Raw genomic sequence first — 18582 nt, forward strand, 5'->3', positions numbered from 1 at the left:
TCCTTTTCATTATATGATTACGGTGAGGTAGTAAAGTATAAAAGTTGCCAAAGTTCTGATAAACAAAAAGCAGAGGCCGCTAATGTATGAATAGCGGCCTCTGCTTTTTACAAAGTATAACAGGTAAGTCTAGCGGCCAAAATCGTCCTGCACTCTTACAATATCTTCTTCGTCTGATGGTTTGTTTGCATCGGTGTGTTGCCAGATCTCAGCCAGCACGCCCCAGCCGTTAAGGCCTACCAGGCGATGGCGTTCGCCCTGCTGCAGTTTTATTTGATCGCCGGGATGCAGTGTTTTGCGCTCACCTTCTTCATCGGTATTGCTGGTTACTACGCCAACAGTTCCTTTAATTACCTGCCATATTTCAGCCCTGCGGTGGTGATACTGCCACGACAATCTTTTCTCCGGAGCAACTACCAGAATTTTAGGGCTTAATTTTCCTGAAATCTTCAATTCATCAATAGAGATCCCATCAAAATAAGTATCGGCAAAGCGCTGTGCCTGGCTCTCGTCAATTACAAAAAAACCACCCCACGGGCGTGTCTGGTCCTGTTTATTTATACCAAAGCCTTTTGCTTTAAGCTCCTGTTCTAATTCACTAAAAAGTGTAGCCTTTTTCTCTTCTTCAGACACCTTGTCAGATATGTATATATTTTCTTCGATGTTCATATGTATAAGCCCGAAATATCAGAATAAATTTTAAAAAAGGAGAGTTTCTAAATCAGTAATTTGAAATTTTAAACCCTTGCCAATTAATGTGGAATAACTAGTTGATGTAGCTTTTTTGAAACTATATTAGTAATAAACAATATAGTATACTTAAAACGCACTGATCTGTTTTGTATAATATCTGGAAAGTATGATACTATAATCAGAAAGTAAATATCTATTAAGATTCCAACATCTCTAACAGGTTAATTTTATCAAGGTAAGGCTCCAATGCTTTTTTGCTTTTATAGCCTCTTACCAGTGCAATAACATTGTTTTCCGGGTTATACCATACCTCTGAAAAAAAACTCCCCAGGTCATATAGTTCTATCCGGTATCCTCTTCTACCCCTGCAGGCTATAAAGGTACCATGCTCCCAAACAATCTCAAATCTTGCAGCAGTGGAATACGTGTTGAATAGGGTAAGCTCCATAATTTTCTATACGAAGCTAAGAGGAAAAAGAGTTGACCTATACCAATGACTTTCTTTAATTAAAACATTGCGTTTATACTTGTATATCCATAGCAGCGCTTACAGGTGTTTTTTATGAAGTATACAGGCTTACTAAAGCTAACAAAATATAAAGTATAAAAAGGGGTTATTTATCACGTGTTGTATTGCAATTCCTCTGATACAACCTAATTTCCCATATTTTCTCTATCTTGTGTTATCATTCGTTTAAGGGTGCTCAGGCACATTAAATATTTTCATTCTCTTTTAAAACCTATGGCAAATAAAATCATAGCAACCGGTACAAAATCCGGCTTAATGGCATTGCTGGCATTGGCAAGCTGTACAACTACTCCAACACAACAATCACAGCAAACACCAACTGCCGTGGAACAAAAGAAATCAGAAACTAACCCGCTGCTAGCCAAATGGACAGGCCCTTACGGTGGAGTACCAGCCTTCGATAAAATGAACCTGGCCGACCTGAAGCCGGCTATGGAAAGAGGGATGGAGCTGCAGTTAGCTGAAATAGAAGCAATTGCCAATAACACGGCTCCTGCCACTTTCGAGAATACCATCGAAGCAATGGAAAAAGCCGGCGAAGAATTAAACCGCGCCTTTGTATACTATGGCATCTGGGGCAGCAATTTGTCTACGCCGGAGTTCAGAACCATACAGGCTGAGCTTGCTCCAAAAATCTCGGAATTCAGCTCTAAAATATCCCAGAACGAGAAGCTGTTCCAACGTATTAAAACGGTGTATGAGAATGCTCAGAAAAACCCACTGCCTGCAGATCAGCAGCGCGTGGTGCAGCTGGTGTATGAGAACTTTGCCATGGAAGGCGCTGATTTAAGCCCGGAAGCAAAAAAGCGTTATGCCGAAATTAACAAAGAGCTTTCGTCGCTTTATACAGCCTTTTCTAACAACGTATTGGCCGACGAGGAAAACTATGTTACATACCTGACAAAAGACCAGCTGAGCGGTTTGCCGGAGTCGTTTGTAAAAGCAGCTGCCAAAGCCGCCACCGATCGTGGCAAAGAAGGTATGTATGCTGTTACCAACACCCGCTCCAGTATGGACCAGTTCCTGACTTATTCAAACGAGAGAGCATTACGTGAGAAAGTATGGAATACATACTACTCGCGCGGCGATAACGGCAACGCTACCGACAACAACGAGAACATAGCCAAAATACTGAAGCTGCGCAGCGAGCGTGTAAAATTGATGGGTTACAAAAACTATGCAGAATGGCGCTTGCAGAACCGTATGGCTAAAACGCCTGAAAATGCGATGGCACTGATGAACGCTGTCTGGCCGGCTGCCATTGCCCGCGTAAAAGAAGAAGTAGCCGACATGCAAAAAGTAGCCAACTCTACAAGCAAAACTAAAATAACCATAGCCCCCTGGGATTATCGCTACTACGCCGAAAAAGTGCGCAAGCAAAAGTATGACCTGAACTCTGACGAGGTAAAACAATACCTGGAGCTGGGCAACCTGACTCAGGCTATGTTCTATACGGCTGGCGAGCTGTTCAATTTTAAATTTACGCCAGTAGCAGAAGGAACTGTACCGGTATTCCATGAGGATGTGAAAGTATGGGAAGTAACAGATAAAACTACCGGCCAACACATCGGCCTTTGGTATCTTGATGCTTTTGCTCGCCAGGGCAAGCGTTCTGGTGCGTGGGCATCGCCTTACCGCAGCTTTACTACCTTTAAAGGTAAAGAAACGGTGCTGGCATCCAACAACTCCAACTTCGTAAAGCCTGCGCCGGGCGAGCCTGTGCTTGTGTCTTGGGACGATGCGAATACTTTCTTCCATGAGTTTGGCCATGCGCTGCACTTCCTGTCTGCTAACGTAAAGTACCCGACCCTGAACAGTGGCGTTCGTGATTACACTGAGTTCCAGTCGCAGTTGCTGGAGCGCTGGCTGTCTACTGACAAGGTGATAAACCAGTTCCTGAAGCACCACAAAACCGGTGAGGTGATGCCTGCTGCGCTGGTAGCTAAGCTTAAAAAAGCGGCAACGTTTAACCAGGGCTTTGAGACAACAGAATACCTGGCATCTGCCCTGATCGATATGAAACTGCACCTGGCTGACCCGAATGGTTTAGACCCGGATAAGTTTGAGCGCGAAACGCTGGCTGCCATGAACATGCCTAAAGAGATTGTGATGCGCCACCGTACGCCGCACTTCACGCACGTATTCTCTGGCGAGGGTTATGCTACAGCATATTATGGTTACATGTGGGCCGATGTACTGACCTCTGATGCTGCCGAAGCATTTGAAGAAGCGCCAGGAGGTTTCTACGATAAAGAGGTTGCTGCCCGTTTGGTGAAGTATTTGTTTGCCCCGCGCAACGCCATGAACCCTGCTGAAGCTTACAGAAAATTCCGTGGCCGCGACGCCAAAATTGATGCGCTGATGCGTGACCGTGGTTTCCCGGTTCCGGTTAACAGCTCTAAAAAGTAAAATACCAATACCGTTAAATAAAAACGCCTTGCAGGTAAATATCTGCAAGGCGTTTTTTTATGATTTAAGTTTATACTTGTTGATGTGGTTTTATTTTGATTTCAGCCAGGTTAACGCTGTTTCGTAGTCAGTAAAAACCTCATGCTCTGTAGTGCCAAAAAGCTTATAGTTATTTTGGGCATTTTGGGTAAAGTCGGTGAGGGTAATAAGGCCACTATAAAAAGATGCCGGGATGTAAACCGCAATCTTCGCTATTCCAGAACCGGCAACAATTTTAGTCCATTCGCTCTCAATCCATTCCCTCTCAGCGGTTGTAATGATGTATATTTCTTCATCATCTATCAGCCAGTTCTTTACCTGATTATCAATCGAGAATTGGTAGGCCCACAAAAAAGTTTCTTTACGTTCATCAAAATCAATTTGCCGCAGCCACTTTAACAGGATGAGTGAATCTGCTTTAAACCAAGTTATTGTTACATAATCATTATGAAGTACTTCTACTGCTATCTCTTCAGAGTTTTCTGGTAAATCCATCTTATATTCAGCATGATATACTTTATAAACCTACGGATATTCTTCTAAATAACAGCGTGAAAAACTGGTTAATTAAAACACCAGAATCAACGTTAAAACATTATACTATTGTGGCTTCCTCCCCTCATACCTTTTATAGCAGGTAATACTTAAGCTGTTGCCAGTTCTTTCTGTTTTACCTCCGCTTTCACATAAGGGAAGTACTTTTTATACTTGTTGAGTTTACTTTCAAAAAAGTGCCAGAAGAAAGCGCTTACCAGTAGCAACACCAAAGTATGAATCAGCAGCATTCCGTTTGGTCCAAAAGTTTCGGAAGCAGCTATACCTGTTCTTTGGAAAAATTCAGAAGTAAAATAAGGCACAAAGTTATGAATCAAGTATAAACCATAGCTGATCTGGCCGATATACACCATTGGCTTTGCAGATAACAACCTGCCGGCTATGCCTTTATAACCATAAGCTGCGCCCATTGTAAGGCTTATAAACAAGCTTATTATAGCGAATTCCTGTAGTACGGGAATAGAAGGATTTACTTTTAGCAGCTGCGGAAATATGCGAAGTATGGCAAAAACCAAAAGCCCTGCAATACCTGAAAACTTAACCCTTGAAGCCACAAGATCTTGCCAACGGATGTCATTTTTATACTTGCTGCTCTTTTCAAGTATAGCCAAAAGTGCACCTGATCCTAAATAATGAAACGAACTGATAGGCAGCACTCCGATCCTGCTTCCGCCTAGTTCAAAATAACCGCAAACCAGCTTAAACAATGGAGCCAGAAGTATAAATCTGATTACAGTAGCCGTAAGGTAGCGCCGGGGTGTGAAAAGTATAACAAAGGGCCATAGCAGGTAAAACTGCTCTTCCACGGCCAGCGACCAAAGGTGTGAGGCCTCTCCTATCCATTCACTTTTCATGAAGATGGCAATGTTTGTGAGGTAGCCCAGGTGCCACGGCAGGTATAACTGGATGTTAGCAGAGCCAAGCCAAAATGTAAGCCCTATAACAAGGTAGTATAACGGGAAAATGCGTAGGAACCTGCGTGCATAAAAACTTTTCACGATCTGCCCTTTACTGGCAGTTATGTTTTCTGCTTTTGTACGAGCTTCGAGTAAAATGCCGGTAATCAGGTAGCCACTTAGAACAAAGAAAAGCTGCACGCCCAGGCCGCCTAATGCCAATTGTTTTACTTCAGGTGTCCAGTGGAAAAGCACAACCATAGTTACTGCAATCGCCCTGAGCCCATCTAGCTGCACCATATAACCAGGTGCTATCTGTTTTGTATTCATTAAAATTGTACTTAATATTTGCCGCCTCAATAGATAGTGCATTAAGCGCAGCACGCAAAAGTACAAAAAGGAGTGTTAATTGGTTCAGAAACCGTTTAACACTCCTTTAGAATTGATAATGATAAGTGGATTTATTTTTATAACATAAAAGTATGTGGCATTAAGTCGTTTGTATACTTAGTTTTACAAAAACACATGCCACCAAATCTGCTTAAGTAAATACTTTGTTTAAAACTTCTTTTACTGAATTACCAGTTTTTTATACTTCAGATTACCATCCGGAGTCCGGGCCTGAATGACATAAACTCCGCTATTAGGGCGTTTCTCAAGTATGATGGTTGTACTGCCTGTTCCCTGTTTATCCAGTTCAATTGATTTTGAGTAGACAAGCCGGCCTGCCATATCTACCATTGTTAGCTCAACTTTTCCTTGCTTTCCAAATCCCTGCATACTTACAGCTATATTGTTCCCGGCATTGGGGTTAGGGTATACTACCAGCTCAGAATCGAATACTTCTGATGCTGGTGCCGCAGCAAGAGTTTGTGCAACTGTGGCGGTGGCAGGATCATTGGCTTTCAGCAACGTCAGATAGGGCTTGCCTTTTCCATTTCCATCATAATATTCGGTGATATACAGGTTACCTGTTTTAACATCTTCTACAATATCCAGCGGGTTCGCGAATGGTTTACGGAGGCCGGGTATCTGGCTACCAAGTACAGCACCAATTATATCTTTAGAAGTACCGCCTGGCTGCAATACTATAATGTCGTCGCCTCCGCTAAAGCGGCATACCAGTATTCTGCCTTTCAATTTACCATCAAAGGCATTGCTTTTGTACTCTATTACACCATTTGGTGAGATATTGGTACCAAAGTCATATGTCCAGCCCCTGAAGTTAGGTTCTTTGGGCGTGCCAACCGGATATCCATAAGTTTTGCCATTTGCAGTCCAAACAACTTCGCCTGGGTCCCGACTGCTGGTTGGGTTTCCGCCGTTCAGTATATATTCGTTCCGCAAGGTATTAGGATGGCCATAATAACCGCCTTTCTGCACCCGGTACATGTAATCGTTTTGTGTATCGCGCACATCTGTCATGGCTGGTATGTCTGGCCCGGTATACTTCTGCCCGTTCGACCAAATAGCCCCTGATTTAAGAGCCGGCGTACTTCCTCCGGCCGCTGATCCGTTGGTAGGCACATACAATTGCCCGTTGGAGTGCCATATCAGGTCATAAGCATTTCTTAGCCCTTTGGCATAGATGGTAAGGGGCGCCCCCGAAGCATACGGATCATAGGTTCCGCCCCCATCTCGGGTCTTGGCGTTTATTGGCAAGGTTAGTTGCTGTGCCCGGGCAATGTCTAAACGTAAAACAGCGGCTGTCAGCAGTCTTTCGGGCCTGTTACCCCAGGCAGCATCGGGTGCTCCCATAGCCGTATTGCTGCCCTGTGTAAAGTATAAAGCACCATCCGGTCCAAAATCTATAGAGTTGGTAGAGTGGTCTTTATAGGAACGCGGCAGGTTGATCACATAATCTTTAAGCTGTGGGCTGGATGGGTTATTTAAGTTGATTCGTGTGATCTTTCCGGACCAGTCGGGAGCGCTGCTAAACACCCCGGAAGAGTGGCTCATCCAGGCGATAAGATTGGTAGATGTGGCAGCAGGATCGAAATGAAAGCCTATTAACAAACGTGTTGTAGAACCAAAGGGAGAAATGGTAACATGATTACGTATGGTACCATCAGAATTAATATCCCAACGCTCTATCTTTCCGCCGGATGAAACGGCATAAAGCCTATGGTCAGGGCCAATTACAAGAGTCGTAAAACCATAACTCCCGAAGCTGTTATCTACAAGGGTTTTTATAGTGAAAGATACTCCTTCCAAATCTGACGGGGTATCGGTTGTGGAGCTAGTGGTAGTAAAACGGGATTTAAAAGGGATCAGGGCGTACCCGTTCAAGTCTTTTACCTGATCAGAAATTTGAAATTCATAGGTAGTACTGGTTTTAAGCGTAGCTGAAAGTGTAATGGCATCACCTGCGGCCGTAGAATTAACAGCTGTTCCTGAAACCTGGCTTAAGCCTGTACTTGTTACAATAAACAACTTAACCGTATTCGTATTTACGGTGCTGCCATCTAAAGACTTACCACTCGGAAATTCCAGATCAACAGAAACAGATTGGTCCAGGGGCACATTGGTAGCTCCATTTGCAGGTCGCACCGCTGTTACATACGGCCTTAAAGATGTAGTGGTAAGCGCCTTAACAGAAAAATTATCGAAAGTATACGTTACTGCCATACTTGAATTCCGGTGAGTCACAAATATACCTGCATAGGCTGTGCTCGATGTTAAACCCATGTTTGCTATGCTCAGGCCTTTAGTGGAGTAAGCGGCTCCTACATTCAAATAAGTTGTACCATCTGTGGAGTAAAAACCTTCTGCCGTACTTGTAGCCGGATCTATTATCAGGCGTAACCTGACATACTGGTTATTTAGCCCGGTAATGGCGGAAGTAATACGCTGATCAGACGTTCCGGACACATCATTTAACTCCCTCCTTAGTTCTACTTTATTGGCAATTACAACCAGTTTCAGGTATGTTTTATCGTTCAGGCCAAACCAAAGCCCTGCTTGCTGCCCTGAAGTACCGTAGTATGGATTGAGAAGTATAACTTCTACCTGCAATTTGCCCCGCGAATCAACTTTTACCCCAAGCGCATTAAGCTGATTGTTATTGGTTAGCCAGGCAATACCTTTATTGGTAACCACTTTTAAAGTACCTGAACTGACTGTTAGTTTTGATTGCTCATACCCAGGCACCGACGTATTGCTTGGTGTACCATCCGCCGACAGGCGCGTGCCCGAGTAAGTGTTTATCATTCTGAACCCTGTTCCTACTGCATTTTTATCGATTACGGTACCTGTAACGCTACTGCCAAAAGTAAGGCTTACCGGAAGTGGTGCCTGCACCTGATCACAAGGTAAAGGACTGATAGGAGGACATCCCTGTGCAGCTATTTTATAGTTTACACTTATAAAAGCTATAAGTAACAGCACATAATGCCACAATGAACCAGAAGTAATTGAATAGCGCATCTGTGTTAAATTTATAGTTCCCTGTCTAATCCAGATTGAAGAAAAGAAAAGTGGCCCTGAAGTGGCTGTGGAGGGTGAGGAATATGGCTTCTTTATGGAAACCATACATTGATTTTTTCATAAATAGCTGCGGTCTGCTTTTTTACATAACTTTATGTACCTGCTGCTTCAGGTATGCTTGTTTATCCGATAGCCGAAGTATAAAACCTAAAGTTGAGTACTATGAGGAATTAATCAATTACCAGGTAAGATTGGGCCTTGCCAGAGGCTGCCTGTGCTTTAAGCAGGTATATTCCTCGTGTCAGTTTTTTCTCCGGCTGCAAGTCAGTGTGGGCCGCTCCTTTTACATCAGTAACCAGCACACTATGCTGCAGTTGGCGGCCAACTAGATCATATAAGCTAACTACAACGGTTTCTTTACTGCCAAAACCAGACAGCTCAACATTCACCTTTTCGCCTTTGCCGGGATTAGGATATGCTTTCAATTGCGCCTTATGGGATGTTTCAGCGGTAATGGCTGAAGAACTGGTTGAGGTCAGGCTTGTTCCTGCTGGTGCTCTGTAAATTTCTACACCTGCAATGGCCAGTCGGTTAGCTGTCGGGTTAAATCTGATAGTGAGAACGCCATCTGTCACGCTCACTTTAAAATCCTTCACCAGCGCTGCCCTGTAGCCAACTTCACGGTAGATATCTAAACTCGGTAGCCGGAGCTGGTTTTCGATGTTAATATTGAACACACGGGCTCCTGTAGCAGAAAAGTAGTTTTCAACAAAGTGCATGCGCACAAAATAGCTGCCGTTGGAAACCGGAATCTCGTAGCGCGTTTCGGCCAGGTCAGTTGCCGCCGACAAGTATGTCTGGTAAAGCACATCATCATCCGTACTGGCGATAGGTCCTGCCACAACTTGTTTGTCTAACTTTATAGAGCCTTTCCGATAATTGATGTCCGCTTCCCAAACAACGCCGGCTATGGTTTTACTTGCATCTGCGGCACCCTTAATGCGTTTAGCAGCTGTGATAGTAAAACTACTGCTGTTGGCAATGCCATAGAGTGGTATCCGTAACGGTGAATCTGCATTATTATAGTGAACCAGCAGGGCTGCATTTTTAATACCCAGGCTGCCCGGCCTGAAACTTACCGAAATATTAGTTGTGCCTTGAGGGCCAAGTGTTGTAGTTGAGGGGGTTGTAGCTGAAAACTCCGATCTGTTAGGGCCTACTATCTCCACGCTTCTGATCTGGATAGCAGGATCGTTGCCGCTGCTATACGTCTTACCCAGGTTCTTCAGGCTCACGCTTACACTTTTGCTTCCTCCTGTCAGTAGCGATCCAAAATTAACTGCTGATGGTGTAGCCGACAATTCTGAGTAATAGGCCGAGCCTGATTCGGGCCGCACATTGCTTATATAGTAGATGTTGTCCTGATAATCGTAATTGGTAAATTGTGTACCCAGGTAGTCTCCGCCAATAATGTAGGCATTAGGGATAATATTGCCAGCTGCATCAATGGCTTTCCAGATACGCATACCTATTTTACCCTGGTAGTTTCTGGTTCTGTCTGAGTAAGCTGAAGCCACCCTTAAACCGAAGGCACCACTCGGGCTGAATGTACCTGCTGCCACCTCCGTAGAAGAACCACTCCTTCTGGGAAGCAGCGACTGCCCATCCAGTGAGTTATGGGTAAACAATGTTGTAACGGTAGAAGAACCTTTGTAGTACCACCTGAAGCTTTCTGTGGAAGAACAGCAACCATGATGTGCAGACATTTGAACAACAGAAACTGGCCTGCTGGGGTCTGCGCGAACAAAGAAGGCTGATAATATTTCGTCGGAGTTAGGGACCAAATCGTTGCCATCAATCACCCCGTCATTAGAGTTAAAACCGGTTCTGCTTAAAAAGCCGAAGGCTCTGATTACTTCTACAGCATAAGGCTCATTAATACCTTCGCCTTTATACTGCCAGAGTCCGCTAAGTTTTATCTCTTTTGCAGGAGTTAAGGCATCATTGGAAGATATCGTGAGTCTGTCATTCAGTATTTTAACGCGGCCCCCTAAATCCTTTGCGATAAACTGTATAATCACCTCTATAGCAGCTCCTGTACCTAAGCTTTTTGGAAAAGATGTACTGGAGCTGTAAGCCGATCCATTTATCGAAACAATTTTCCAGGATACTGTATTAGAAAGTGTTAGTTTGCTAATTGTAAGTGTACCGGAGCCTCTGTTGCTGATTTTCAGTCTTACTTTGTCGTGGTTAGCATTATAAGGCGTGTAAGTGCCATCCTCATTTTTTCGGCGCCATGGTATTTGTATAGTAGAGAAATCCAAATGATCGGATGCCGGAAACCGATCTAAATTCTCAACCACCATGTAGGGGCTGCTTGCAACTGATTGAAAAATACTATTCCTGGTGAAATTACTTCTTAAATTACTGAATGAGGAAATTCCCGATAACGCATTGGTGTTCCTGCTCTCTAAAGCCCCAGCATAACTGCTTATGCTTTTATTTGTACTATTATAAACTTTACCAGAGATTAATTTATCCTTAAGAACAGATCGCTCTGGGGGCATTAACCCTGAAAATGAGATTAGCGCAAAAAGGATAATCAGCAGAAGTGCTAGCCGTATTAAATATTGCGAAGCAAAAGATCGGGATGAAGTAAAGTTTCTTTGCATAGTTTGGGAGGTTGTTATCGGGACATATAAACGTACTTTGAAGCTAAGGCCTTGGCTAGCCTTTAAGTCTATAAATAAGTTTTACTGGTAACAGTATCATGTAAAAGGGCAATAGCAACTTATTGGAAATGCAAACCTTTAATTTAACTTATTATAGAAACAATTAAACAATATTTATTATACGAAAATTACTTTTCCCTGTATGAGTCCTATCATTTCTATAGTTGAGGTGGGTTAAAATTATTTGCAAACGCCAGAAATTCACGGATGAACAGCAAATTTCGACAGCTTTACAGAAAGAAGTATAAGAGCAAAGAAACAATACTCAGGACTAGAAAAGGATTGCAAGTGGAAGTGACTACACTAAAGATGTTAACCGGGTGGTATAAAAAACTTTAGATTATAGAGGGTAAGAGTTTTGCAAGTAAGTAATTGAGTATAGATGAAATCAGGTTCAGCATTTACACTTAAAGGAGGGTACAGCCTGGTATTTAAGAGCCTTTCAGCACTAAATCTCATATAAAAGCAAACCAGTGATGTATTTGATCATACATCACTGGTTTACAAAAACTTATACTTTCAGCAAGCACAAAAAAATCAGGAAGGTATTAAATGTTTTTCTAATAAGGAATGAAAGAGCTCTGATGTTAAGGGCTTGCTTACAAAGTCTTTTACAGAACTTGCTTCTTTTATTCTTCTCAGATCTTTGGGGTTGAGCGAAGTACTGAGTATTACAATTATGGCTGTTTCTTTGCCTGGGCAATTCAAACGCTCAAAGGCATCCAGAAAGCCAAACCCATCCATTACTGGCATGTTAATATCCAGGAAAATAAGCTTAGGAACAGTTTCGGCTCCATCATCCTGCAGCTTTGCATCACAAAATTGCTGGATCAGGTTTATGGCATCTTTACCGTTGCGGGCAACAAGTAATTCATCGGTAACATCATGTTTACGGATAAGTAACTGGTTGATAAAGTTTGTTGCCTCATCATCATCAATCAGCAGTATAGCATTAATCCTCTTCATTATCAGACAGCTTAATTAAAGTATAGCCCTATACCTAACCATACTTTAATGTTTAAAAAATATTTTAAAAGTAGAACCCTTTCCTACTTCACTTTTTACTTCAATATAACCTCCGGCATTTTCTACAATCCGTTTTACAATATAAAGTCCTATGCCAGAACCCTCTACATGATCGTGCAACCGCTTAAACATCGAAAACATTTTGTTCTGATCTGTTTTGTCTACACCTAGGCCGTTATCTGTTACATATAAACCTATATAACCTGGTACTTCTTCAGAAGTTATGCTGATATTAGGTTTACGATCAGGCGAACTGTATTTAAGTGCATTGCTTATAAGGTTGTATACGATGCTACGTGCATTTTTAGCCGAAAATTGAATAACTGAATTTTGCACTAAATTTAGCTCGATCCGGGCACCCGTTTCAGCAATAGCGGACTCAAAATCAAGTATAACTTCATCAACCACATCTGCCAGGTTAACCTGAGCTATATCTTCGCCTGCTTCACGTTGTATTTTAGCTACTTCGGCCAAATCGGTAACTGTTCGTTTAAATCGGTCTACCGAAGCATGAATAAGCTCAATTAACTTCTTAACAATATCGGTTTGCAGCGTTTCGGCTGGCAGGTAGTCGATCAGCGCATTCATCAGCCCTTCGATATTAGAGATAGGAGCTTTCAGATCGTGTGAGGCAGAATACACAAAGTTGTCCAGGTCAGCGTTTATGGCCAGCAGTTCCTTGTTCATAGCTTCAATATCGTGGCGTGCTGCTACCTGTTCACTTATATCAATTGCCACTGCAATAACCCCTCTTACCATGCCATAAGCATCGTACATGGGTTGGTACACAAAATTGAGGTATACAGATTCCAGTTTGCCTTCCCGTTCCAGCACAACAGGCAATTCGTCTGCTACATAGGGCGTTCCTGAATAATATACGCTATCTAATAACTCCTTAATTCCCTGGTCGGCTATCTCAGGTAATGCTTCCAGTACAGGTTTGCCTAATACATCAGCCTGGCTTCGGCCCCATATTTCGCATACACCAGGGTTTGCCAGGTCAACTAAATAATCGGGCCCGCGCAGTATGGTTATACCTACAGGCGCTTGCTGAAAGATATCTTTCAGGTATTCTTCCTGTTTCAGAATTTCTTCGCGTGCCTGCACACTGGTTATAGTTGTGGCAATCTGCCCGATAAGCAGTTGATGAAAGCTGACATAGTCTGAATCATACTCCAGGTTAGAGCTCAGGCCCGAAATACAGAAACCGATAATGTGCTCCTGGCCAGGCCTGAAAACCGGAAGTATAACAGCTTTTACAGGCAGAGTAAAACCAGCCCCTATACTTGATGTTTCGTTATTCGAGGACGGGTGGTCGATAATCTGGGGTTGCTTTGTTTTTTGAACAATAGCAAGTGGACAATCAGGCGAATTTCCTGTTAATGGCAAAATATCCGGTGCAGCTTCAGAGGCCACATTACCTGCCTTACCCGAGAGTATGGCTTCTGTTCCTGTTGCGTTCAACAGGTAGATCAGGTTAAACGGAATATCATAAGGGTTATCGCTGAGTATGTTACTAACCGTCTGGCAGGCTTGTTCCACTGTCTGTATCAGGGACGTAGCATCTGAAATAGCCTTTAACGTACTAAGGCGTCGTTGGCTCAGCACCGTTTTGGTTACTTCGGTACAGGCACAGAAAATGCCCGCTACCTGGCCTGTATCTCCGAAAGCCGGGCTATAAGAGAAAGTCCAATACGTTTCTTCCGGAAAGCCTTTGCGCTCTAATACAAGGTGCAGTTCTTCGGCATAAAAAGGGTTTCCGCCATTTAGAATATTCTCTACTACTACCCCGATATCTCCCCATATTTCAGACCACATAATGCGGGCACTGGCACCTAATGCCTCAGGGTGTTTATTACCTAAAGCCGGTAAATAGGCATCGTTATGAAACATGTAAAGATCCCGTGACCACCAGATAAACATAGGAAAACCGGAATTAAGCAGTAAGCGGATATTCGTTTTCAGGCCATCTGGCCATAAGGCAGGGTTACCCAGCGGGTGCGCATCCCAATCAAAGGCACGCATCATGGCACCCATTTCTCCCCCTCCCTGAAAAATACTTAATATCTCGTCCTGTGTTGCACTTTTACCTGCTTGCTTCATAACCATTTTTAACGGGCTGCACGTGTGAGCTTATACTTTAAAGATACCAAATAGATACCAATATAGAACACTTTGCCTATAAAGCTACCAAAGAATCGGCAGTAAAAGGCCATGCCTGTTAATTTATCTGAAGAAAACAGGATATTATACAAGTATAAAAACAGATAGATTCTTTTGTGCATCTGACAATAAAGATGCTCTGCCAACCGATAACATCCTTTTTATGAAGTATAAAGTGAAAACTGTTTGAGAAAATGAATCCGAAAAGAAGTTTGTTGACAGGCTTTTTACTCATAACCTGCTGTATATTTGCATACCGATTTCCGGATTATAAAGTAAAATACGTCTTCCTATGACTTTTAATGTGCTCTGTTTACCTTTTTATGCCCTTACTCCTGACCAGATGTATGACATGCTGAGGCTGCGCAGTGAGGTATTCGTGGTAGAGCAAAATTGCGTGTTCCTGGATATGGACAACAAAGACAAGAAATGCCACCACCTGCTGTTTTATACTTCTGAAGGCGAGCTGGTAGCTTGTGCGCGGCTAGTGCCGCCAGGGCTGTCTTACCCTGAAACCTCTATCGGCCGCATTGTAACCGGCCCTACCGTACGTGGCACGGGTGCAGGAAAACAGCTTGTAGAAGAAGCTATAAACCAGTGTTATAAACTTTATGGTAAAGGACCAATAAAAATCGGGGCGCAGCTGTATGCCAAAGGGTTTTACGAAATGTTCGGGTTTGTGCAAACAAGCGAAGTATACGATGAAGACGGCATAGACCATATACTAATGGTGAAAGCTTAAATTGCAGTCAGCTATGCAGCACACATTAAAACCAGCAACAAGCGAAGTATAAAATCATGGACGCGCCCGAACAACCCAATGCCAATATCCTGATTGACCTTGTAAAGCAGAAAATGCCATTTGGTAAGTATAAAGGCACCGTACTCTGCAATCTGCCTGTATCTTACCTCGAGTGGTTTTGCAGAGAAGGCTTTCCGGCTGGCAAACTTGGCATGCAGTTGGCAACAATTTACGAGATCAAAATGAACGGCCTGGAATACTTGCTGGATCCCATCAAAAGAAAGTATAAATAAAAAGGGCAGAACCTGTCCTTGCAAGCTCTGCCCTTTTTATAGTTATATTACTGTTTAATAAGTTGGATTTCGCAGTGTAATCTGATCTCATCGCTCACTACCACGCTGCCGGCTTCCGTTACGGCATCCCACATCAGCCCGAATTCCTTTCTGCTGATCTTTCCATTTACTTCAAAACCGGCTTTTGTTTGTCCGTAAGGGTCAACAACGGTGCCCTGATATTCTACTTGTACAGTTACAGGTTTTGTAGTTCCCCGGATAGTGAGGTCGCCTGAAAGATTTTCGATTCCCTCGCCTGTTTCATTAAAGTTCTTTCCCACAAACCGCAGTTCGCTATGGTTAGCCGCATCAAAAAAGTCAGCCGATTTCAGGTGGGTATCGCGTTGGGCATTATTTGTTTCTATTGAATCTATATCAGCGGTAAACACTATACTTGATGCACTTCTGAAATCGTCACCTTCCGTTTCTACTTCCAGGTTAAACTTCTTAAAATACCCGGTAACAGTCGTGATCATCAGGTGCTTTACTTTAAACTGTATTTCACTGTGTGCAGGGTCAATGATCCATTTGGTTTTTGCCATAGTTTTATTGATTTGAAGTTAATGAAGTACCTGATTAGTAAGCAGAAGTATACTTTAAAGTATAAACTCCCGGTGAACAAGTATAACTCATACCTATATCTACTTTTAATACAATAAGTTACAAAGCTTACCAGATTTAAAATAAAACGGCTGCTATTGTATAATACGGAGTCATCTAAAACGGCTGCAATGCGTACATCAAGCAACAAATCCTGCAATCCAGCTACATCTTGGGGCTAATCTTATAACTATGAAAGTAAAAGTATATCCTGGTAATTCTTCCCCGCTTGGCGCCACCTGGGACGGCGAGGGTGTAAACTTTGCGCTTTACGCCGACAATGCGACCACCGTAGAACTCTGCCTCTTCGAAAATCTGACAGATGAAGCCGAGTCTGCTAAAATAAAGATGGTGGAGCGCACGCACCAGGTTTGGCATGTTTACCTGCCAGGTATAAAACCAGGGCAACTATATGGCTACCGTGTGCATGGACCTTATGAGCCGGAAAATGGCCATCGTTTTAACCCGAACAAGCTCCTTATTGACCCCTATGCGAAAGCCATTTCAGGTACGATTGACTGGCACGATTCGCTTTTCGGCTACGAAGTTGGTAATGAGCAAGAAGACCTGAGTTTCAGTGAAACCGATAACGCACCTTACATCCCGAAAGCAGTAGTGGCAGACCCTAACTTCGACTGGGAAGGCGACAAACCACCAAAAATTCCGTACCACCGCACCATAATCTACGAGGCACATGTAAAAGGCTTTACCAAACTGCACCCCGATATACCCGAAAACATACGCGGCACTTATGCGGCGCTCGCACACCCCGTAACTATAAACTACCTGAAAGAGCTTGGCATTACGGCCATCGAGTTATTGCCCATTCACCATTTTATAACAGACCGCCACCTTGCTGAAAACAACCTGACCAATTACTGGGGCTATAACACCATCGGTTATTTCGCTCCTGATGTGCGCTACTCAAGCAGCGGCACGGAAGGCCAGCAGGTTATTGAGTTTAAAAATATGGTAAAGAAGTTGCATAAAGCAGGTATCGAAGTTATACTGGATGTAGTGTATAACCATACCGGCGAAGGTAACCACATGGGGCCAACGCTCTCGTTCAGAGGCATCGATAACGCTAGTTACTACCGGCTTACCGAAGAAGACAAACGCTTTTACATGGATTATACCGGCACTGGCAATACACTGAATGCCATGTTGCCCAACGTACTCCGCCTGATAATGGATAGCCTGCGCTACTGGATCTTGGAAATGCACGTAGACGGTTTCCGCTTTGACCTGGCCTCTACGCTTGCCCGCGAGCTGCACGAAGTAGACCGCCTGGGCTCCTTCTTCGATATCATTCACCAGGATCCGGTTATATCGCAGGTTAAGCTTATTGCAGAGCCCTGGGATATTGGCGAAGGCGGCTACCAGGTTGGCAATTTTCCGGCTGGCTGGGCCGAGTGGAACGGTAAGTACCGCGATTGTATACGCGATTACTGGCGCGGTGCCGATAGTATGCTGGCCGAATTTGCGGAACGATTTACCGGAAGTTCAGATCTTTATAAAGACGACAACCGCAAGCCCACAGCAAGTATAAATTTTATAACAGCACACGATGGTTTTACCCTGCACGACCTTGTTTCTTATAACGAGAAGCACAACATGGCCAACGGCGAAAACAACAACGATGGCGAAAGCCACAACCGCTCCTGGAACTGTGGTGCTGAAGGAGAAACCGAAGACAAAGACATAATAGCCCTTCGCCAACAGCAGAAACGCAACTTCCTTACCACGCTGTTTTTATCGCAGGGGGTACCCATGCTGGTAGCCGGCGATGAGCTGAGCCGTACACAACAGGGTAATAACAACGCTTATTGCCAGGACAACGAAATATCCTGGCTGAACTGGGAGCAAACCGACCAGGAATTGCTCAACTATACACGCCAGTTAATTCAGTTTGTAAAGAAACACCCGGTTTTTAACCGCAGGCGCTGGTTTCAGGGGCAGCGAATAAAAGGAACAGGCGTAGAAGATATTGCATGGTTCCTGCCTGAAGGCACCGAAATGACGGAGGAAAACTGGAATCATGATTTTGCCAAATCGTTGGGCGTGTTTTTAAATGGCCGCGGCCTGCACTGGATGGGACCTAAGGGCGAACAGATTATAGACGATGACTTTTACGTGATCTTTAACGCCCACCACGAGCCATTGGAGTATAAACTGCCGCCTGCAAAGTATGGCACCAACTGGACCAAATTAATTGATACAAGCCTGGCCAGTATAGCTGAAGATAAAACAACCATTGGTGCAGGTGAAAAGCTTAAAATAGAAGCACGGTCGGTAGTTTTATTACACCATCCGCATAAAAAACCCAACGTATAAATGTAAGCTTGAGCTATGGATTAACAGCCGGTATTTAACTACCTTGTTCAATCTAAAACTTTACGCACAGGTTTCAGTGTTTATATTAAAACAGCTTATTTAGATA

The 18582-nt window shown here is 43.5% G+C and carries 13 protein-coding genes; 4 read left to right on the top strand and 9 right to left on the bottom strand.

The window, feature by feature from the left end:
* Window positions 1–129: 129 nt before the first annotated feature.
* Together LWP20_RS06890 and LWP20_RS06895 are read right to left on the bottom strand one after the other, a co-directional pair.
* Window positions 130–669, bottom strand: a complete 540-nt coding sequence (locus tag LWP20_RS06890; RefSeq protein WP_242927383.1) for a cupin domain-containing protein — start codon at window positions 667–669, stop codon at window positions 130–132.
* 220 nt (window positions 670–889) lie between these two features.
* Window positions 890–1141, bottom strand: coding sequence for a hypothetical protein (locus tag LWP20_RS06895; RefSeq protein WP_242927384.1), 252 nt, complete (start codon window positions 1139–1141; stop codon window positions 890–892).
* Window positions 1142–1435: 294 nt separating this feature from the next.
* Here LWP20_RS06895 and LWP20_RS06900 point away from each other — a divergent pair, with 294 nt between their 5' ends.
* On the top strand, window positions 1436–3631 hold the full coding sequence (locus LWP20_RS06900; protein ID WP_242927385.1) for a M3 family metallopeptidase: 2196 nt from the start codon (window positions 1436–1438) through the stop codon (window positions 3629–3631).
* A gap of 90 nt (window positions 3632–3721) precedes the next feature.
* Here LWP20_RS06900 and LWP20_RS06905 read toward each other — a convergent pair whose 3' ends face one another.
* From LWP20_RS06905 to LWP20_RS06930, 6 genes are all read right to left on the bottom strand, one after another.
* Window positions 3722–4165 (bottom strand): hypothetical protein, encoded by a 444-nt coding sequence (locus LWP20_RS06905; RefSeq protein ID WP_242927386.1) that lies wholly within the window; start codon window positions 4163–4165, stop codon window positions 3722–3724.
* A gap of 149 nt (window positions 4166–4314) precedes the next feature.
* Window positions 4315–5451: an acyltransferase family protein gene (locus LWP20_RS06910; protein WP_242927387.1), complete on the bottom strand. Its 1137-nt coding sequence runs from the start codon at window positions 5449–5451 to the stop codon at window positions 4315–4317.
* A gap of 240 nt (window positions 5452–5691) precedes the next feature.
* Window positions 5692–8547: an Ig-like domain-containing protein gene (locus tag LWP20_RS06915; RefSeq protein WP_242927388.1), complete on the bottom strand. Its 2856-nt coding sequence runs from the start codon at window positions 8545–8547 to the stop codon at window positions 5692–5694.
* Window positions 8548–8777: 230 nt separating this feature from the next.
* Entirely contained in the window at window positions 8778–10913 is a 2136-nt protein-coding gene (locus LWP20_RS06920; protein WP_242927389.1) for a malectin domain-containing carbohydrate-binding protein, read from the bottom strand.
* A gap of 903 nt (window positions 10914–11816) precedes the next feature.
* A complete protein-coding gene (locus LWP20_RS06925; protein ID WP_242927390.1) occupies window positions 11817–12245 on the bottom strand; it encodes a response regulator in 429 nt (142 codons plus the stop codon).
* 45 nt (window positions 12246–12290) lie between these two features.
* Window positions 12291–14408: a sensor histidine kinase gene (locus tag LWP20_RS06930; RefSeq protein ID WP_242927391.1), complete on the bottom strand. Its 2118-nt coding sequence runs from the start codon at window positions 14406–14408 to the stop codon at window positions 12291–12293.
* 352 nt (window positions 14409–14760) lie between these two features.
* Here LWP20_RS06930 and LWP20_RS06935 point away from each other — a divergent pair, with 352 nt between their 5' ends.
* Window positions 14761–15210: a GNAT family N-acetyltransferase gene (locus LWP20_RS06935; RefSeq protein ID WP_242927392.1), complete on the top strand. Its 450-nt coding sequence runs from the start codon at window positions 14761–14763 to the stop codon at window positions 15208–15210.
* A 56-nt stretch (window positions 15211–15266) separates the two neighbouring features.
* On the top strand, window positions 15267–15503 hold the full coding sequence (locus tag LWP20_RS06940) for a DUF3820 family protein (protein ID WP_242927393.1): 237 nt from the start codon (window positions 15267–15269) through the stop codon (window positions 15501–15503).
* A 47-nt stretch (window positions 15504–15550) separates the two neighbouring features.
* Here LWP20_RS06940 and LWP20_RS06945 read toward each other — a convergent pair whose 3' ends face one another.
* The gene (locus tag LWP20_RS06945) at window positions 15551–16084 is read right to left on the bottom strand and encodes a YceI family protein (protein ID WP_242927394.1); all 534 of its coding nucleotides are present in this window, start codon (window positions 16082–16084) and stop codon (window positions 15551–15553) included.
* Between the two features lie 250 nt (window positions 16085–16334).
* On the opposite strand from LWP20_RS06945, the gene glgX reads away from it, so the two are divergent.
* Window positions 16335–18476: a glycogen debranching protein GlgX gene (glgX, locus tag LWP20_RS06950; protein ID WP_242927395.1), complete on the top strand. Its 2142-nt coding sequence runs from the start codon at window positions 16335–16337 to the stop codon at window positions 18474–18476.
* Window positions 18477–18582: the final 106 nt, after the last annotated feature.

This window comes from Pontibacter vulgaris, from assembly GCF_022758145.1.
In the GTDB taxonomy this organism is placed as follows: Bacteria; Bacteroidota; Bacteroidia; order Cytophagales; family Hymenobacteraceae; genus Pontibacter; species Pontibacter vulgaris.

What these genes read in the sequence shown, in the direction of transcription:
- LWP20_RS06890 (WP_242927383.1), bottom strand. Translation starts at nt 669, where the DNA reads ATGAACATCGAAGAAAATATATACATATCTGACAAGGTGTCTGAAGAA.
- LWP20_RS06895 (WP_242927384.1), bottom strand. Translation starts at nt 1,141, where the DNA reads ATGGAGCTTACCCTATTCAACACGTATTCCACTGCTGCAAGATTTGAG.
- LWP20_RS06900 (WP_242927385.1), top strand. Translation starts at nt 1,436, where the DNA reads ATGGCAAATAAAATCATAGCAACCGGTACAAAATCCGGCTTAATGGCA.
- LWP20_RS06905 (WP_242927386.1), bottom strand. Translation starts at nt 4,165, where the DNA reads ATGGATTTACCAGAAAACTCTGAAGAGATAGCAGTAGAAGTACTTCAT.
- LWP20_RS06910 (WP_242927387.1), bottom strand. Translation starts at nt 5,451, where the DNA reads ATGAATACAAAACAGATAGCACCTGGTTATATGGTGCAGCTAGATGGG.
- LWP20_RS06915 (WP_242927388.1), bottom strand. Translation starts at nt 8,547, where the DNA reads ATGCGCTATTCAATTACTTCTGGTTCATTGTGGCATTATGTGCTGTTA.
- LWP20_RS06920 (WP_242927389.1), bottom strand. Translation starts at nt 10,913, where the DNA reads ATGGTGGTTGAGAATTTAGATCGGTTTCCGGCATCCGATCATTTGGAT.
- LWP20_RS06925 (WP_242927390.1), bottom strand. Translation starts at nt 12,245, where the DNA reads ATGAAGAGGATTAATGCTATACTGCTGATTGATGATGATGAGGCAACA.
- LWP20_RS06930 (WP_242927391.1), bottom strand. Translation starts at nt 14,408, where the DNA reads ATGAAGCAAGCAGGTAAAAGTGCAACACAGGACGAGATATTAAGTATT.
- LWP20_RS06935 (WP_242927392.1), top strand. Translation starts at nt 14,761, where the DNA reads ATGACTTTTAATGTGCTCTGTTTACCTTTTTATGCCCTTACTCCTGAC.
- LWP20_RS06940 (WP_242927393.1), top strand. Translation starts at nt 15,267, where the DNA reads ATGGACGCGCCCGAACAACCCAATGCCAATATCCTGATTGACCTTGTA.
- LWP20_RS06945 (WP_242927394.1), bottom strand. Translation starts at nt 16,084, where the DNA reads ATGGCAAAAACCAAATGGATCATTGACCCTGCACACAGTGAAATACAG.
- glgX (WP_242927395.1), top strand. Translation starts at nt 16,335, where the DNA reads ATGAAAGTAAAAGTATATCCTGGTAATTCTTCCCCGCTTGGCGCCACC.